Consider the following 16,403-nt stretch of genomic DNA (forward strand, 5'->3'; position numbering starts at 1 on the left):
CTAGGAGACCGCTGAATAACGTCGGCGCGCCTCCCCGGCGCTGATCATGATGTTTGGGATCATTGGTTGGTGTTGGGGAGGAGCCGGTCGGACCGGGAGTTGCTGGACGCCGATGCGCTGGTCGGGCATCTGGTGGTGGCGGGCAGTATGTACCGGCTGCTGGCGGAGCACCGTCGGGTGATGTTCGACGAGGGTCTGTTCGTGGATCTGTTCCCGTCGGTGACGGGCCGGCCGTCGGTGCCGGGTGAGGTGGCCGCGTCGGTGCTGGTGTTGCAGAGCCTGCACGCGTTCTCCGATCGGGAGGCGATGGAGGCGCTGCGGTGTGACCTGCGGTGGAAGGTCGCCTGCGGGCTGCCGTTGGATCATGAGGGCTATCACCCGACGGTGTTGACGTACTGGCGGGGGCGGCTGGCGCGGTCGGATCGGCCGAACCGGATCTTCGAGGCGGTGCGGGGCATCGTCGCCGAGACCGGGGTGCTGGCGGGGAAGACCCGCCGGGCGGTGGACTCGATGGTGTTGGATGACGCGGTCGCGACCCAGGACACGGTCACCCAGCTGGTCGGGGCGATCCGCCGGGCCGTCCGGCAGGTCCCCGGTGCCGGCGAGGTCGTCGCCGAGCGGTGCACGGCGCATGACTACGCGCAGGCGGGCAAGCCGCGGATCGACTGGGAGGACCCGGCGGCCCGCGATGGCCTGGTCTCGGCGCTGGTCAGCGACGCGCGCGCCGTGCTGGCCGCGTTCGCCGAGGCGCGGGACCTCGACGAGACGGCCACCGGGGCGTTGGGCCTGCTCGCGCTGGTCGCCGGGCAGGACGTCGAGCCGGCCGAGGGCTCCGACGGGACCGACGGGCGGTGGCGGATCGCGCGGAAGGTCGCCCCGGACCGGGTGATCTCCACCGTCGACCCGCAGGCGCGGCACGTCCACAAGACCGTCAGCCACCGCCAGGACGGCTACAAGGGCCACGTCGTCGTCGAGCCGGACACCGGCCTGTTCACCGACGGGAAGCTCACGAAGGCAACCGGCGAGGACAACCAGGAAGCCGCCGTCGCCGTCGGCCTGCTCGCCGACGAACCGGCCACCGACCTGGAGATCCTCGGCGACTCGGCCTACGGAACCGGACAGGCCCGGGCCGACCTGGCCCAGGCCGGGCACACCCTGGTCAGCAGGCCGGTCGGGCTGCGCCCCGCGGTGGAAGGCGGGTTCACCCTCGACGACTTCACCGTCGACGAGCAGACCGGCACGGTCACCTGCCCGAACGGGCTGACCAGGAAGATCAGCCCGAAACGCCACGTCACGTTCGGCGCGGGCTGTCGCGGCTGCCCGCTACGCGCCCGCTGCACCACCAACAGGACCGGACGCGCCCTCGAACTGCACCCCCACCACACCGTCCTGCGCGCCGCCCGCGAGCAGTGGGCCACCGACCAGCCCCTGCGCGAGACCTACCGGCAGCACCGGCCCATGGTCGAACGCTCGATCGCCTGGTTCATCGGCCACGGCCGCCACCGCCGGCTGCGCTACCGCGGCCAGGCCGCGGGCGACCAGTGGCTCCACCTACGCATGGCAACCGTCAACCTCACCCGGCTACTCACACTCGGCCTCACGCGTACCCCGACCGGCACCTGGGCCCTCACCCCGGCGGGCTGACCCCCGGAAACCACAGCGGAAGCCCTCGACACAGCCCCGCACCACCCCGGGCACGCCCAGCGCCGCCCACCCACGCCCTCGAACGCCAGAAACCACACCCAGCCGGGCGCCCGGCCGACACACCCAGCCGAGCGTCAACCCCAAAACCGGCGTTGTTCAGCGGCCTCCTAGAAGTGGACCGCCACCGGCGCGGGCTCGTCCTCGGCGCCTTCCTGGATCTGCTGCATGTAGAAGGTCAGGAACAGGAAGACGCCGAAGATGCCGATCGAGATCAGCCCGCCGGCCAGGAAGGAGCCATCTCGTGAGCGGTCGAGCACGACCCGCAGCGGCTGCAGCGGCTGCGCGGACCGGCGCTGGATGAGCACGAACGCGACGAGCAGCGCGAGCCCGCCGAACAGCAGCCCGAGCGTCACTCCGTCCGACCAGCTGCGTCGCTCGGCCTCGGAGAACCCGTAGACGATCGCGACCAGGCCGCCGAGCAGCAGGCCGATCGCGCCGCCACTCGCCCGGAAACCCTGGCCTACGACCAGCGGAAACGCAACGGCAACACCCCCGGGCTAACGTCCCAGCCGTGGTCGCCATGACGTGGAAAACGCCCGTGTATGGCGAGTGGCGGGACCGGGGCGAGTTCACCTGACACCGGGAACGACCCTGGCCAGCGGGGCCGCGATCCGGCCCTCCTCACCTCGGAGCCCGAACACCATGAGCCTCGACCTGACCGAGTTCGCCCGTGCCTGCGCGGTGTCGCCCACACGGACCGCCGACCCCGCGCACGCCCGCGACCTCCTCGACCGCGACGGCGCCGCCATCCTCACCGACCTCGGAACCGACCGCGAGACCGCCGCGGGCCTCGCGGCGGCCGTCCTCGGCGACCGGTTCGTCGCCGCCGGCATCCCGATCGAGGTGACCGACGCGGGCGGCAAGGACCCACGCCGGCACGCGGACCTCGCACGCCGGATGCTTCCCCTGCATACAGACGGCTTCGCCTACGGCGCCCACGCGCCAGATGTCTTCTTCCTGCTGTGCGCGACACCCAGCGACGGCGACGGCCTGTCCTTCCTGGTCGACCAGGAAGCGCTGCTCACCCAGCTCGAGCGCAGCCCGCGGGGCGCCGAACTCGCGACGTTCGCTCGCACCCACGTGGTCGACCAGAGCGAGCCGGGCGGCCACCCGACGCTCGGACCGCTGGCGCTGCCACTCCCGTCGGGCCGCCGCGCCGTCCGCCGGTCGATCGACGTCCGGCCGGCGGACGACGACCCGGACCCCGCCTACACCTCCCGGATGCTCACGCTCTGGGGCGGGCTACTCGACGCCATCGGCGGCCTCGCGCCCCGCTTCGCCGTCGGCGCCGGCGAAGCGCTCGCCATCGACAACACCCGGATCGCCCACGGACGGGACGCCTACACGACCCCGGACCGCCTCCTCTGGCGCGCCTGGGCCTGGACCGACCAGGCCGGCGGCGTCCCCGAGGGCGAGCTGTGGAGCGACACCCGCATGGTCCTCATCGCCGCCTGAGGGGCACGCGACCGCAGGCTTCACCGCGAAGGTGCTCCTTGGCACGGGATCGATCAGGCCCTCGACAAGCCCAATCCTCCCCACTCAGGAGCACTTTCCTGTTTGCGGCAACCCAACAAACGATCATCCCGGTGAAAGCCGGAGGCCAGCCAACTCGCACCCGCGAGGGCATCTCACCCGAGCCTCACAGGGAGGGGTCCGTCGTGGTGTGCACCGGTTCGCCCACCACTAACGCAAGGTAACCACGGAAATGTGCACAGAGCCGAAGGTGCGGCAAAGGTACTGCCGACGAGCCAAGGCACCCAGCTCCTGGGGAGGCGTCGTCCCGCGCTGCGCACAACGCGTCCCTATTGCGATACGTAGCGTGGAGGTGCCACGTCCACCCGGTTGCGTCCGCCGCCTTTGGCCTGGTACAGCACTGTGTCGGCGAGCCCGACCAGCGACGCCAGGTCGTCTGCGGGGGTCGGGGCGACCACAGCGACGCCGATGCTCACGGTGACGATCTGCTCGGCGGCCAACGGGTTTGGTTCGGCCAGATCCGCGACGGCGGAGCGGAGCCGGTCGGCGATACGGGCGGCGGTGTCGACGTCGGTGCTGGGCATCACGATGGCAAATTCCTCGCCACCGTAGCGGGCGGCCAGGTCGGTATCGCGGGTGTTCGCCGCCAGGCACGCGGCGACCTGTCGCAGACAGCGGTCGCCGGCGACGTATCCGAAGTGGTCGTTGTAAAGCTTGAAATGGTCAATGTCGGCCATGGCCAGCGCGAGGGTCGCCCCCTGGTGCCCCGTCCGGTGCCATTCGGCGTCGAGGACCTCGTCGAGGCGGCGCCGGTTGGCCAGGCCGGTCAGCGGGTCGGTGATGGAAAGCTGTTCCAACCGCTGGTTGGCGGCGGCGAGCTGCTCGGTGCGCTCGGCGACCTTGCGTTCCAGCGACGCGTAGACCAGCGCGTTGTCGAGCGAGACCGCCAGCTGTCCGGCGATGAGCATGATTCCTTCGAGACGTGCGGTGGTGAACGCGCCGCGGATCATCCGATTCTCCAGCAGCAGCATCGCCCGCAGCCCGCCCCGGATCATGATGGGTATCGCCAGCAGTGCGCAGCGGTCCAGGACAAGGAAGTAGGGGTCGCGGGCGAACCGGTCGTCGCGGCTGGCGTCGGCGACGACAAGGGGTTCGCCGGTGCGCTCGCAGTAAAGGACGGCCGAGGGTGGTAGCAGGCGCCGCCGGCCGGCCTCGTCGAGCGAGACAGAGCCACCTCCCTCGCCGGTGAACACCTGCCAGCCGTTCTCCCGCTGGTCACGCAGCAGCAGGTGGATGCCGGTGGCGCCAGTCATCGCCGACAGGACCCCCACGACCCTCGCCTGCAGGCCATCGATGTCGGTCTCGGAGCTCAGCGCCTGGGAGGCCGCGACGATACCGAGCAGGTCAAGGGTGCCGGTCGTGACAGCGAGGCGGCGGGCCGCGGGCTGCGTCGGTGGTTGGACGGCTGACTCCGGCCCGTCCGGCCCGGCCCGTAGCGTCGGATGGGCCCAGTCGAGCTGGCTGACCTTCGCGGTCGCACCCCAGTCCAGATACGTGCGGCGGGCTTCGGCAAGCAGCGAATAGCCGGCCCGCTCAAGGCCGTGGGCCAGGTAGAACCGGGCGGATCGTTCCAGGATCAGGGCCCGGTGCCACGGGCGCGCCCGCGCGTCGGCCTCGCGCTGCGCCACGTCGAACGCGTACGCCGCCTCAGGTAGATTGCCCGCGGCCCAGGCTCGCTCCGCGTCAAGCAGGCGCACCAGGTGCAGGAGGTTGACCGGCGCGTCAGCCGCGCGCTCCGCCAGCCACGCGACCGACCCGTCCATCTCGGCCAACAGGGCGCCGCGCTGGCCCGCTTTCGTCTCGCGGGCCTGTCCCGCCAATGCCAGTGCCCGCAGCAGGCGTGCCAGCGCCATCGCATACTCCGTCTGGATGGAGGGCAGTAACGGCATCACGGCCGCCGTGTGCGCGGCCAGCTCAGCCGGATGATCGAGAATCGCCGCGGCGAGTGCCTTGGCGATGTGCAGATGAGCGGCGGCGTCGACCGGGGCGGCGGCCAGCGTGCTCAGCTGGGCCGCCTCGTCGGCCGCCGATGCGAGGCCCCCCGCTCGGAGCGCCGTCGCGAGTTGCCGGTACGTCTGGAATATCTCCTCGACCTGCCTGCTACCAGTGTGTCTGGCGAATGCCAGCGCTTCGTCGACCTCAGCGACAAAGGCATCGAGCGACGGTGCGCATTCCAATAGACCGGATACCAGTGCGTAGTGGGTCCAGCAGGCGTTCTGTAGATCGCCGCTCTGGATCAGACCTTCCAACGTACGACGTGCCGTGGATAGGTTTTCCTCGAGGGGGTTGAACCAGCGGCCTATGCTGACGACATATACGAATTGTGCCTGCCACATATCGCGTTCATCGCCGCGTGCCTGACAGACCGCGAGAATCCGGCGTATCACGCGGTGTGCGGTGCGAAAGTCGTCCCTGCGGGCCATGAACGCACAGGCGCCAACGCTGGCCGGGCCGACAAGGACGTGATCCGGGTCGGATCGCGCCCAGATCCCCAACGCTGTCCCAGCCAGCCAGGCCATCATCTCCTGGTCGCAAAGGAATGCGGCGGGCACAAGCCGATGGACCAGCGCCATGGCGCCGAACCGCAGATCGTCAGCGATTCTCGGCCGGCGCAGATCGTCAGCTTCGCTGGTCTGATCAAGCCACCGGTATATCGCGTCCATTCCGCGGTCGATCTCCGCACCGAGGTGTTCCCGGACCGGGGCGGCGAGACCGAGGTGCCGCAACTGGTCGAGGCCGAGCCGCACGGCCTCGCTGGGGCGGCCCTGATTGGTGAGGCTGCTGACCTGCACCACGGTGGCGGCCGTGCGCCCAGCCGGATCTGTACACAGCCGGCCGATGGCCTGATACTCCTCATCGGTCTCCCGCAGCCGGCCGAGGCTGTACAGGGCGGCGTGCCGGTCGATGTGGACCGCGATCAACTGGTCAGTGTCGGTCGGGTCGATGAGCGTCAATGCCGCGGCCAGAAACCGCTCGGCCATCGCGTGGTTGATCAGCACTCTCGCCTCGTCGGCGGCCTGCCGGAACAGCCTGACCACCAGCCGCCGCTCGTCGTCGGTGCGCACGGCGTCGGTCACGTGCAGGTACTGCCCGGCCGCGACCGCGAAGGCCTCGGGCCGCTCGGCGAGGCGCCGAGCCAGGCGCAACCGCATGGCGCGCCGCGCCCGCGGCGCTATATCGCCCAGGATGGACTCCTGCGTCCGGTCGTGGTGAAACCGCACACCGGGCCGACCCTCGGTCTCCAGCACCAGCAGGCCGGCAGCGAACGCGGGAGCGAGCCTTCGCTCGACCTCGCCCGCCGCGAGCCCGGCCGCCGCCGCCAGAAGGTCCAGCTCGACATCGCCGGCCAGGCACGCCAGCACCGCCAGTAGCTCCCTGGTAGCCGGCGGCAGCGCCGCCGCCCGGGTCGCCAGCAGCCCACTCACGTCCACATGCGCCAGCCCGCGACGCAGGGCCCGCGGATCCCACCGCCAATCGTCCTCACCGCGGACCAGGACCCCGTCGTGACGCAACGAGCTCAGCAGCTCCAGAGTGTCGTACGGATTGCCTCCGGTGGCCGGCGCGATCAACCCCGCCAACCCGGCCGCGGCCTCAGGGGCGAGGCGCAGCAGGTCGCCCACCATCGCCGCCTGACCTTCGGGCGTCAGGTTGTTCACCCGCAACAGGCGAGGACCGGCCAGCTCGCGACGCCAGCGAGCGAGCATCGGCGCCAGCGGATGGGCGGCGTCCACGTCGCCCTCACGGTAGGCACCGACCAGCAGCAACCCCTCCACCTGCTCCTCACTGCAGAAGATGAGATCGAAGAAGCCGAGCGGGGCCCGCCCCGCCCACTGCAGATCGTCGACGAAGAGCACGACCGGCCGCTTCCTGGAAGCGGCCGCACGCAGCGTCTCGACCCCCACATGCTCCGCCCGCGCCAGCGCGGTCATTGGATCCCCTGGCTCTGGAGGAACGTTCAGCAGCGCCGCCATCTCCGGCACGGCGGCGGCGGCCAGTCCCGCGTTGGGTCCCAACGCCCGCAGCAGCCGGTCGCGCACCTCGGCCAGCTCGTCCTCCGGCTCGGCCAGCAACAGCCGCCCCAGCGCCCGGAACGCCTGCCGGACCCCGTCGTACTCCGGGTCCTGGCGATACTGGTCGAACTTGCCCGCCACGAACCAGCCGTCGCACCCGGCCACGATCGGCCGCAACTCATTGACCAGGGACGTTTTGCCCACCCCTGGCCCGCCGCTGACGAGCAGCCCGCGGCAACCGCCCGCCATCGCCTCGGTGAAGACCGCACCCAGCTCGCCGATCTCCTCGTCCCGCCCGGCCAGCCGGGACGGCGTCAGCGGGCGCAGCGGAAAATCATGCTCCCCGGGACGCACCAGCGTGCCGCCCCGGCGCAGCACGGCAAGATCGCGCACCAGCCCGTCGGCACTCTGGTAACGATCATCCGGCTCCTTCTCCAGCAGATGCATGATGATCGCCGACAGGCCGGCCGGTACCGACGGGTTCACCGCAGACGGCGGCGCGGGCACCCGCGCAAGATGACCATGAACGACCCGCAGCGGATCCCCCGTACCGAACGGCGGCGCACCAGTGGCCAGCTCATACAAGGTCGCGCCGACCGCGTACAGATCGGCCCGCGCATCGACCGGGCGACCGGTCCTGCCCGTCTGCTCCGGCGCCAGGTACGGCACCGTCCCGACAATCTCCCTGTGATGCAGGAACCCCGGCTGGACCACCGCGAAGGTCGTCGCCACCGCGAAGTCGATCAGACACAGCACGCCACGATTCCCGCTCACCACAATGTTCGCCGGGTTGATATCCCGATGCACCACACCCCGGCGATGAATCCCCGCCACCGCGCGCGCGAGCAGCTCTGCCAGTTCGACCAACTCGCCCGAATCCAGCGGAGCCCTCCGCTCTGACAGAGCCATACCGCCGACGTCGGCCAGCAGGATCGCCCCAGGGCACTGCGGTGTTCCGACCGCCAGCTGCACGATTCCCTCGACCCCGGACAGCCGCTCGAGAATCTCCACCTCATGACGCAGCCGCGCCTGCCCGCCAGGCCCCAGCGCTTCCTTCCGGATCAGACTCCCATCCGAGAAAATCAGCCGAGTTACCCGAGTTTGCGCCGACTCACAGAGCAGCTCCGTCCGCATCGCCGCCACCGGCGGATCACGGCCAGGTGTCACATTCTGGAACTCCATCCACTTCCCCCACGCGAAGCCACGCGCAGATCACTCTTCCTCTCTGCCCCCATCGCGGTGGCAACAACCGACCGCCGGGCCCAGCTCACCGCCACGCCTGTCCAGGCTGCCCGGTTTGGGAGATGCGCTTGTCCGTTGGATGCCCGACGGGTCGTCAACGGCGGTTGGCATGGCGGTTCGCTCCCCAGAAAGTCGGTTCAGGCCCGGCGCCACCGTCGAAACCCGGTCCAGAGGACCGGGCAACACCGTCTCGCCCGACGACGACACTCCGCCGGATGGCGGGTCGGCTCGTCGGGCACGCACGGACGCGTCGCGCCGGCGCGGGCTGCCCGGTCAGCCTGTCCAGAAGCGGAGGGCATCTCTGCGGTTCGATCGCCCAGGTGACGCGTGATCTGCGTCCTATGTGGCCATGACTCGCCATGACGTCTCGAGACCGTCTCGGGACTTCCGGACGGGAGGCCCCGCGACGGGCCGACGTCTATGATCAGTGCGTGACGGAGCAGGCGACGCGGGCGGTGGCCGCCAAACGGCCGCTGCGGCGCGACGCCGAGCGCAACCGGCGACGGATCCTCGAGGGCGCGGCCGCGGCGTTCGCCGAGCAGGGCCTCGACGTCACCACCGACGAGATCGCCCGGCGCGCCGGCGTCGGTATCGGCACGTTCTACCGCCGGTTCCCGACCAAGGAACTGCTCATCGATGCCCTGTTCGAGGACCGGATCGGCAAGCTGGCCGAGCTCGCCGAGGAGTGCCTACGCGCCGAGGACCCCTGGCTGGGCCTGGTCGCCTTCCTCGACCAGGCGACCGCGCGCCAGGTGGCCGACCGGGGGTTGAAGGAGCTGGTCTTCAGCACCGCGCACGGGCGGGCCCGCATCGCGGCCGACCGCGACCGCATCGGCCCGCTGTTCATGGCGCTGGTGGAACGGGCGCAGGACGCCGGCGCGCTGCGCCCCGACGTCGCCGGCACCGACGTCGCCCTGATCCAGCTCATGCTGACCGCCGTCGCCGACTTCACCCGCGACGTCGCGCCCGAGTCGTGGCGCCGTTTCCTCGCCCTCGTGGTCGACGGCCTGCGCACCGACCGCGCCGCGCCGAGCCCGCTGCCACAGCCCGCGCTCGCCCCGGGCCAGATCACCCAGGTCATGGCCTGCGACCGCCCGCACGGCCGCTGACCCCTCGGACCGCTCACGGCCAGCCCGCCATCCACCCGGCGCCGCTTGCCACCCGGTACCGCCTTGCCACCCGGTACCGCCTTGCCACCCGGTACCGCCTTGCGGCCTGGTGCCGCCCCGCGGGCAGGGGCGGCGCCTTCCGGGCGGGAGCGGCGCGTCCTGCGGCCAGGATCTGGCCGCTATTGGGGGCATCCTGGTGGGCATGGCGAGCGAGCTGCCCGACGAGGTCCTCGGCGACGCCTTCGACGAGGCCGAGGCCGAAGCCGCGACGAGAGCCCGCGGCGGGAGCAACAGTGAGCGGGCCTCTCCGAGCGCGCGGATGCTGCGGCTGCTCTCGCTGCTGCAGACTCACCGGTACTGGGCGGGGATGGAGCTGGCCGACCGGCTCGGGGTGAGCGCCCGGACGCTGCGCCGCGACGTCGACCGGCTGCGGGAGCTGGGCTACCCCGTGCTCGCCAGCCGGGGCGTCGCCGGAGGCTACCAGCTGAGGGCCGGCGCCGCGGTGCCGCCGCTGCTGCTCGACGACGACGAGGCGGTCGCGATCGTCGTCGGGCTGCGGGCCGCCGTCGCCGGGCCGGTCGCGGGGATCGAGGAGCCGGCCGTGCGGGCGCTGGCCAAGGTCGCGCAGGTGATCCCGCGCCGGCTGCGGCACCGGGCCGACGCGCTCGGCGCGTACACCGTGCCGGTGCCGGTCGGCGGGCCGCCCGTCGACGCCGGGATGCTGACCGCCATCGCGCTGGCGGCGCGGGCGGAGGAGCGGCTGCGCTTCGGCTACACCGACCACGAGGGCGCCGCGACCCACCGCCACGTCGAGCCGCACCGGCTGGTCTCGCTTTCCGGGCGCTGGTACCTCGTCGGCTTCGACGTCGACCGGTCCGACTGGCGGACGTTCCGGCTCGACCGGATCGCCCAGCCGCTGACCACCGGCGCCCGGTTCCGCCCGCGCCCGCTGCCCGGCGGCGACGCCGGCGCGTTCGTCCGCGCCGCGGTCCGCTCGGTCCCGGCGCGCCAGCAGGCCGACGTGCTGGTCTGGGCGCCCGCGGGCGAGGTGGCCCAGGTGGTCGGTCGCTGGGCCACCGTCGAGCCCTGGGACCCCGCGGAGCGGGGGGAGGCCGCGAGGCGGGCAGGCACCTCCGGGCGGGACGGCGCCGAGCGGGACGACCCCTCCGAGCAAGGGAGCGGCGGAGAGGACGCCGGCGAGCAGCGGGGTGACGCGGGCCCATGCCGGCTGCGGATGAGCGCCGACGACCCCGCCTGGGCGATGTTGCTGCTCGCCCGAGTCGGCGCGCCGTTCGAGGTGCTCGGCCCGCCGGAGCTCGCCGAGCGCGTCCGCGCCGTCGGCCGCCTCTTCACCTCCGCGCCGCCGCCGCGTTGACCGGCGCGAGGACCTGGGCGGACGGGAACCGTCGGGGCTCGGCGGGCGGGACCGTGGCGAGCGGCGGGCGGGCTGGACCGGCCTCGGGATGGTCCGCGGGATAGCCTGCCCTACGGGAGATTCGCGACGCGGGTCGCGGCGGGATGAGACGGCGCCGCGCCCTCGGGTAGGAGTGTGCGTGGTGGGCCTGCCGGACGTGGCGCCGCCAGGCCCGGACGATCCGGACCTGGTCGGGCCGTACCGGGTGCTCGGCGTGCTCGGCAAGGGCGGCATGGGCACGGTCTACCTCGCTCGTCGTGCCGGCCGCGCCGAACCGGGCGCGAGCGGCACGGCCCACACCCACAGCCGGGGCGGCGGCGCCGGCTGGGACGCCGCGCCACTGGTCGCCGTGAAGGTCATCGACGAGGACCTGGCGCGGGTGCCGGCGTTCCGGGAACGGTTCCGGCGAGAGGCGCACGCCGCGCGCAAGGTCGCCCGGTTCTGCACCGCCGAGGTGCTCGACGTCGACGTCTCGGGCCCGCGGCCCTACCTGGTGACGGAATTCATCGACGGCCCGACGCTCGCCACCGCGGTGACCGGGTGGGGGCCGCTGCCGCCGGCGGAGCTGGAGCGGTTCGCCGTCGCGGTCGCCTCCGCGCTGACGGCGATCCACGCCGCCGGTGTCATCCACCGCGACCTCAAGCCCGGCAACATCATGCTCTCCTCGTCCGGGGCACGGGTCATCGACTTCGGGGTCTGCCGCCCCCTGACGGACGCCACCGCCATCACCGTCGGCAAGCTGGGCACGCCGGTGTTCATGTCGCCCGAGCAGGCCCTCGACCAGCCGTCCACCACCGCCACAGACGTGCACGCCTGGGGCGGCAACGTCGTCTACGCCGCCTCCGGCCGCCTCCCGTTCGGGGAGCCGGGCATCACCGAGCTGCTGCGCCGGGTCGTGTGCGAGGCGCCCGACCTGGCTGGCCTGCCCCCCGCGTTGCGCCAGGTCGTCGCCCGCGCGATGGCGAAGAACCCGGCCGACCGCCCCACCGCCCGCGAGCTCCTCCTCTGGCTGACCGACGCCACCGCGCCCGACCCGACCGGCGAGGCCACGCTGCGCCTGCCCGCCGGCTCCGCGCTCCTCCCGCTTCCCCCGACGCCCTTCCCGACACCGACACCGACAGTGCCACCGGCACCGGCACCGGCACCGGCCAACAGGTACCCGGCGCCGCCCAACGGCTACCCGCCGCCGCCCGGCCCGCCGGCTCGCGTGCCGCGCACGCCCCCACCGCCCGAGCCTGGCGCTCGGCCCTGGACCCGGCTGCTGCGCGGCCTGTGGCCGCCCAGGGCCTGAGCCTGTCTCCGCCGGGCCGGCCCCGCCGGCACCACCACCGGTGCCGGCGGCCCACCGCGACGGGCGCACTTCTGTCAGAATGACTACTCACCCACCGGTGCCGACGAAACGGGATATAAGGTCCGCGGAGAAGATCTCCAAAGGCCTGTCGGGGAAAACGGACACGGCCAGTCGTTCGGGCCGGAGGATGCGGTGGCCGTGGTGCCGGGGGTGGCGCCGCTCGACGAGACCGACCCGGCCACGGTAGGGCCCTACCGGCTGCTGGGGCGGCTCGGTGACGGTGGCATGGGCAGCGTCTATCTCGCCCGCCGCCGGGGTTCCACCGGGCCTGGGCCCGGCGGCGGCACCAGACCCGGCCCTGAGGGGCCGCAGGTCGCGCTGAAGGTGATCCGGCCCGACCTGGCCCGGATCCCGCAGTTCCGGGAACGGTTCCTGCGGGAGGCGCAGGCCGCGCGCAAAGTCGCCCAGTTCTGCACCGCAGAGGTCCTCGACGTGAGCACCGAGGGCTCACGCCCCTACCTGGTCACCGAGTACATCGACGGGCCCACGTTGGGCGAGGCGGTCCGTGAGCGCGGCCCCATGCCGGCCACGGCGCTCGAGCGGCTCGCCGTCGCGGTCGCCTCCGCGCTGACGGCGATCCACGCCGCCGGTGTCGTCCACCGCGACCTCAAACCCGGCAACATCCTGCTCTCGTCGTCGGGTGCCCGGGTCATCGACTTCGGGATCGCCCGCGCGCTCGACGCCACCACCATGCTGACCCACGGCAGCATCGGCACCCCCGGCTTCATGGCCCCCGAACAGGCGCTCGGCCGGCCCGTGACCGCCGCCGCCGACATCTACGCCTGGGGCGCGGTCATCCTCTTCGCCGCCACCGGACGGCCTCCCTTCGGCGAGGGCCCGACCCCGGCCGTGCTGCACCGCGTCGTCACGGAGACCCCCAACTTCGCCAGCATCGCCGGCGCCCTGCGGTCCACCGTCGCCCGCGCGATGGCGAAAAGCCCCGCCGAACGCCCCACCGCCGATGAGCTGCTCCTGCTCCTGCACCGCGTCCACACGGCCCCCAGAACCGCGCGCGGCGCGCCTCCCCCGCCCGGGTCCGACGATGCCACCGACGTGGTCAGCATGGTCACCACCCCGCTCCCACCGATCCGGCGCGGACCGGCCGCCGCCGGCCGGGTAGCGCCGCCCGCCTCCGGTACCGCCGCGGCCGGCTGGTCGCCGCGGCCGCCGGCCGCGGCAGGCGCGCCGGGCAGCGCGCGGCGGCGGGCTTCGCGCCGCCGGCTGGTTGTCGCCATCGCCGCGGCCGTCCTGATCGGCGCCGCCGTACCCGCGATCATCCTCGCGACCGCCGACCGGAACGACGCCGCGGACGCCGCGACGGCGTCGACCTCCGCGCCGGTCAGCCCCTCGACCCCGACGTCGCCGCCCCGCGTCACCACGGCCGAGACCCTGGCCCGTGTCCCACCCAGCCCCTTCGGCGAGCCGCTCACCGGCAGGGCGTTCACCATGGCGTTCTCCCCTGACGGCCGCACCCTCGCGACCATCGGCAACGGCGCCGTCAGCCTCTGGGACGTCAACCAGCCCGACGCCCCGGCGCTCCTCGGCAAGCCGTTCGGCATCCACGAGTCCTGGGCGGTGCCCTACTTCCTGGACGGCCACACACTGGCCACCGCCGGCCAGAGTGTCCGTTTCTGGGACGTCACCGACCCCACGAGCCCCACGGCAGTCGGCAAACCGCTACCCTCCGAGAACGGCTCCACCGCGGTCACCGCCGACGGCCACACCCTCGCCGTCAGCAACGAGGACGGCGCCGTCCAGCTCTGGGATGTCACCTCCCCCGCCAACCCCGAAGCGGTGGGCAAGCCGATCGGCCGCGCGGAAGGGATCGTCGCCCTGGCCTTCTCCGCGGACGGCCACCGCCTCGCCGTGGGCGCCGGCGACGGCACGATCCGCCTCTGGGACATCACCGACTCTTCGAGCGCCGCCCCCGTCGGTGGGGCCTTCGACTCCGGCGGTGCCTGGCTGGTGGCGTTCTCCCCCGATGGCGGGACGCTGGCGGCCGTTGGCGCCGCCATTCGTTTCTGGGACCTCACCGACCCGACTGGTCCCACGCCCCTGGGCCAGCCGATCTTCGATGTCCCGAGCAACGGGGGATTCGACATCGTGTTCTCCCCCGACGGCAGCACGCTGGTCAGCGCCGACGGCGCCGACGGCGGTGTCCATTTCTGGGATGTGACCGACCCCTCCAAAGCCGCGGCGCTCGGCTGGCCGCTGACCGGAGGTGCCACCGGCAGCGCCGGCGTGGCGTTCTCCCCCGACGGCCACGTCCTCGCCGCCCTCGTCACAGCCGGCGACAGCAGCGCTGTCCGCCTCTGGAACCTGCACTGAGTCACGGGCCGAGGTCTGGCTCGTCGGCGCTGGTCCTCGACGCCGCGGCCGGCGCGGCGATCACCGTCTTCCTCGCCGCCCACACCCCGCCACCGTTCGCCATCGCCCGCGGCGCGCTCGACGCCGAGGGCGACGAGGGAGGAGACGCGGGCGAAGGCCGCCGGGGAGCGGCCGGGTGACGCGCACCCAGGTCGGCATCGTCGGCGCCGGGCCGGCCGGGCTGCTGCTCTCGCACCTGCTGCACCTGCGCGGCATCGAGTCGGTGGTGCTGGAGTCCCGGCCCCGCGGCCACGTCGAGCACCGCCAGCGGGCGGGCATGCTCGAGCAGGGCACCGTCGACGTGCTGCGGGCCGCCGGCGTCGGTGACCGGATGGACCGGGTGGGCCTGGTTCACCACGGCATCGAGCTGCGCTTCGCCGGGGAGCGCCACCGGATCGACTTCCCGTCGCTCGCGGGCGGCCGCGCCGTCATGATCTACGCCCAGACCGAGATCGTGAAGGACCTGGTCGCCCGCCGGCTCGCCGACGCCGGCCAGGTCCTCTTCGAGGCCGAGGCGCTTGTGCTCGACGGCCTCACCACGGGCACGCCGACGATCCGGTACCGACACGAGGGCCGCGAGCACACGCTGGCCTGTGACGTCATCGCCGCCTGCGACGGCTTCCACGGCCTGGGCCGGGCGACGCTCGAAGCCCTGCCCGAGGCCGGGACGCACCGGTTCGAGCGGGAGTACCCGTTCGCCTGGCTCGGCATCCTCGCCGACGTCGCCCCCAGCTGCGACGAGCTGATCTACGCCCGGCACGAGCGCGGCTTCGCGCTGCACAGCATGCGCTCGGCCACCGTCAGCCGCCTCTACCTGCAGGTCCCGCCGGACGCTGGCCTCGCCGACTGGCCGGACGACAGGATCTGGGACGAGCTGGCGGCCCGCTTCGAGGACGGCGGCGGCTGGGAGCTCACCCACGGCCCGGTGACAGAGAAGGGCATCACGCCGATGCGTAGCTTCGTCGCCGCCCCGATGCGCCACGGCCGGCTCTTCCTCGCCGGCGACGCCGCGCACATCGTCCCGCCCACCGGCGCGAAGGGGCTGAACCTGGCCGTCGCCGACGTCACGCTGCTCGCCTCCGCGCTCGCCCGCTGGCTACGCGACGGCGACGAGACCGGCATCGACGGCTACTCGGACACGGCGCTGCGGCGGGTATGGCGCGCCGAGCACTTCTCCCATCTGATGACGACGATGCTGCACGTCGACCCGGCGGCCGACCCGTTCGACCATCAACTCGCCCTGTCCCAGCTGCGCTACATCGTCAGCTCCGCCGCCGCGGCTGCGACCGTCGCGGAGAACTACGTCGGGCTCAGCGTCGTCTGAGCCCGACCAAGCCTGTCCTGACCGGGTCCCGCCTGACCGGTCCGGGTGCGCCTTCCACAGCCGCGGCATGAAGTCGTGACCGGGGCTGGCGAGGGGGTTCCGCGGTCCTTCAGACGACAGCGCTCCCCACCGGCGGCCGAGCGTGCCTCGGGCCCACTCGCGTGGACGCGAGCGGGCCGGAGGGGTGCGGGCCGGAGGGGTGGGTCAGCCCGATGTCGCCGTGTCGGCGCCGGCGTGGGCGTCGAGATGGCCGGAGGCGATCAGGGCGATCAGGAGCACGCCGAGGGCGATGCGGTAGACGACGAACGGGGCGAAGCTCTTCGTCGAGATGTAACGCAGGAACCAGGCG

At 72.8% G+C, this 16,403-nt stretch carries 9 protein-coding genes and 1 pseudogene; 7 read left to right on the forward strand and 3 right to left on the reverse strand.

Annotated features, from left to right (window positions below):
- Window positions 1-69 precede the first annotated feature (69 nt).
- Window positions 70-1,644 (forward strand): IS1182 family transposase, encoded by a 1,575-nt coding sequence (locus tag BCD48_RS02490; protein WP_071046611.1) that lies wholly within the window; start codon window positions 70-72, stop codon window positions 1,642-1,644.
- Window positions 1,645-1,811: 167 nt separating this feature from the next.
- Here BCD48_RS02490 and BCD48_RS02495 read toward each other — a convergent pair whose 3' ends face one another.
- Window positions 1,812-2,057 carry a hypothetical protein gene (locus BCD48_RS02495; protein WP_071046612.1) on the reverse strand — a complete coding sequence of 82 codons (246 nt, stop codon included), beginning with the start codon at window positions 2,055-2,057 and terminating at the stop codon, window positions 1,812-1,814.
- Between the two features lie 289 nt (window positions 2,058-2,346).
- Here BCD48_RS02495 and BCD48_RS02500 point away from each other — a divergent pair, with 289 nt between their 5' ends.
- Window positions 2,347-3,159 carry a TauD/TfdA family dioxygenase gene (locus BCD48_RS02500; RefSeq protein WP_071046613.1) on the forward strand — a complete coding sequence of 271 codons (813 nt, stop codon included), beginning with the start codon at window positions 2,347-2,349 and terminating at the stop codon, window positions 3,157-3,159.
- A gap of 347 nt (window positions 3,160-3,506) precedes the next feature.
- Here the strand turns inward: BCD48_RS02500 and BCD48_RS02505 are convergent, their stop codons facing one another.
- Complete coding sequence (locus tag BCD48_RS02505) at window positions 3,507-8,429, reverse strand: diguanylate cyclase (RefSeq protein ID WP_071046614.1); 4,923 nt, start codon at window positions 8,427-8,429, stop codon at window positions 3,507-3,509.
- Window positions 8,430-8,920: 491 nt separating this feature from the next.
- On the opposite strand from BCD48_RS02505, the gene BCD48_RS02510 reads away from it, so the two are divergent.
- The 5 genes from BCD48_RS02510 to BCD48_RS02530 all read left to right on the forward strand — a co-directional run bounded on the left by BCD48_RS02510 (window position 8,921) and on the right by BCD48_RS02530 (window position 16,054).
- Window positions 8,921-9,598, forward strand: coding sequence for a TetR/AcrR family transcriptional regulator (locus tag BCD48_RS02510; RefSeq protein WP_071046615.1), 678 nt, complete (start codon window positions 8,921-8,923; stop codon window positions 9,596-9,598).
- Window positions 9,599-9,917: 319 nt separating this feature from the next.
- Window positions 9,918-10,973 (forward strand): helix-turn-helix transcriptional regulator, encoded by a 1,056-nt coding sequence (locus BCD48_RS45310; RefSeq protein WP_349307991.1) that lies wholly within the window; start codon window positions 9,918-9,920, stop codon window positions 10,971-10,973.
- A gap of 178 nt (window positions 10,974-11,151) precedes the next feature.
- The gene (locus BCD48_RS02520) at window positions 11,152-12,303 is read left to right on the forward strand and encodes a serine/threonine-protein kinase (protein WP_083418074.1); all 1,152 of its coding nucleotides are present in this window, start codon (window positions 11,152-11,154) and stop codon (window positions 12,301-12,303) included.
- Window positions 12,304-12,495: 192 nt separating this feature from the next.
- On the forward strand, window positions 12,496-14,691 hold the full coding sequence (locus tag BCD48_RS02525) for a WD40 repeat domain-containing serine/threonine protein kinase (protein ID WP_071046617.1): 2,196 nt from the start codon (window positions 12,496-12,498) through the stop codon (window positions 14,689-14,691).
- Between the two features lie 175 nt (window positions 14,692-14,866).
- Window positions 14,867-16,054, forward strand: a complete 1,188-nt coding sequence (locus BCD48_RS02530) for a 4-hydroxybenzoate 3-monooxygenase (protein WP_071046618.1) — start codon at window positions 14,867-14,869, stop codon at window positions 16,052-16,054.
- Between the two features lie 204 nt (window positions 16,055-16,258).
- On the opposite strand, the pseudogene BCD48_RS53100 reads toward BCD48_RS02530, so the two are convergent.
- Window positions 16,259-16,403, reverse strand: a pseudogene (locus tag BCD48_RS53100) (undecaprenyl-diphosphatase); the annotation flags it as partial.

The sequence above is a fragment of the Pseudofrankia coriaricola genome (assembly GCF_001854805.1).
Lineage (GTDB): Bacteria > Actinomycetota > Actinomycetes > Frankiales > Frankiaceae > Pseudofrankia.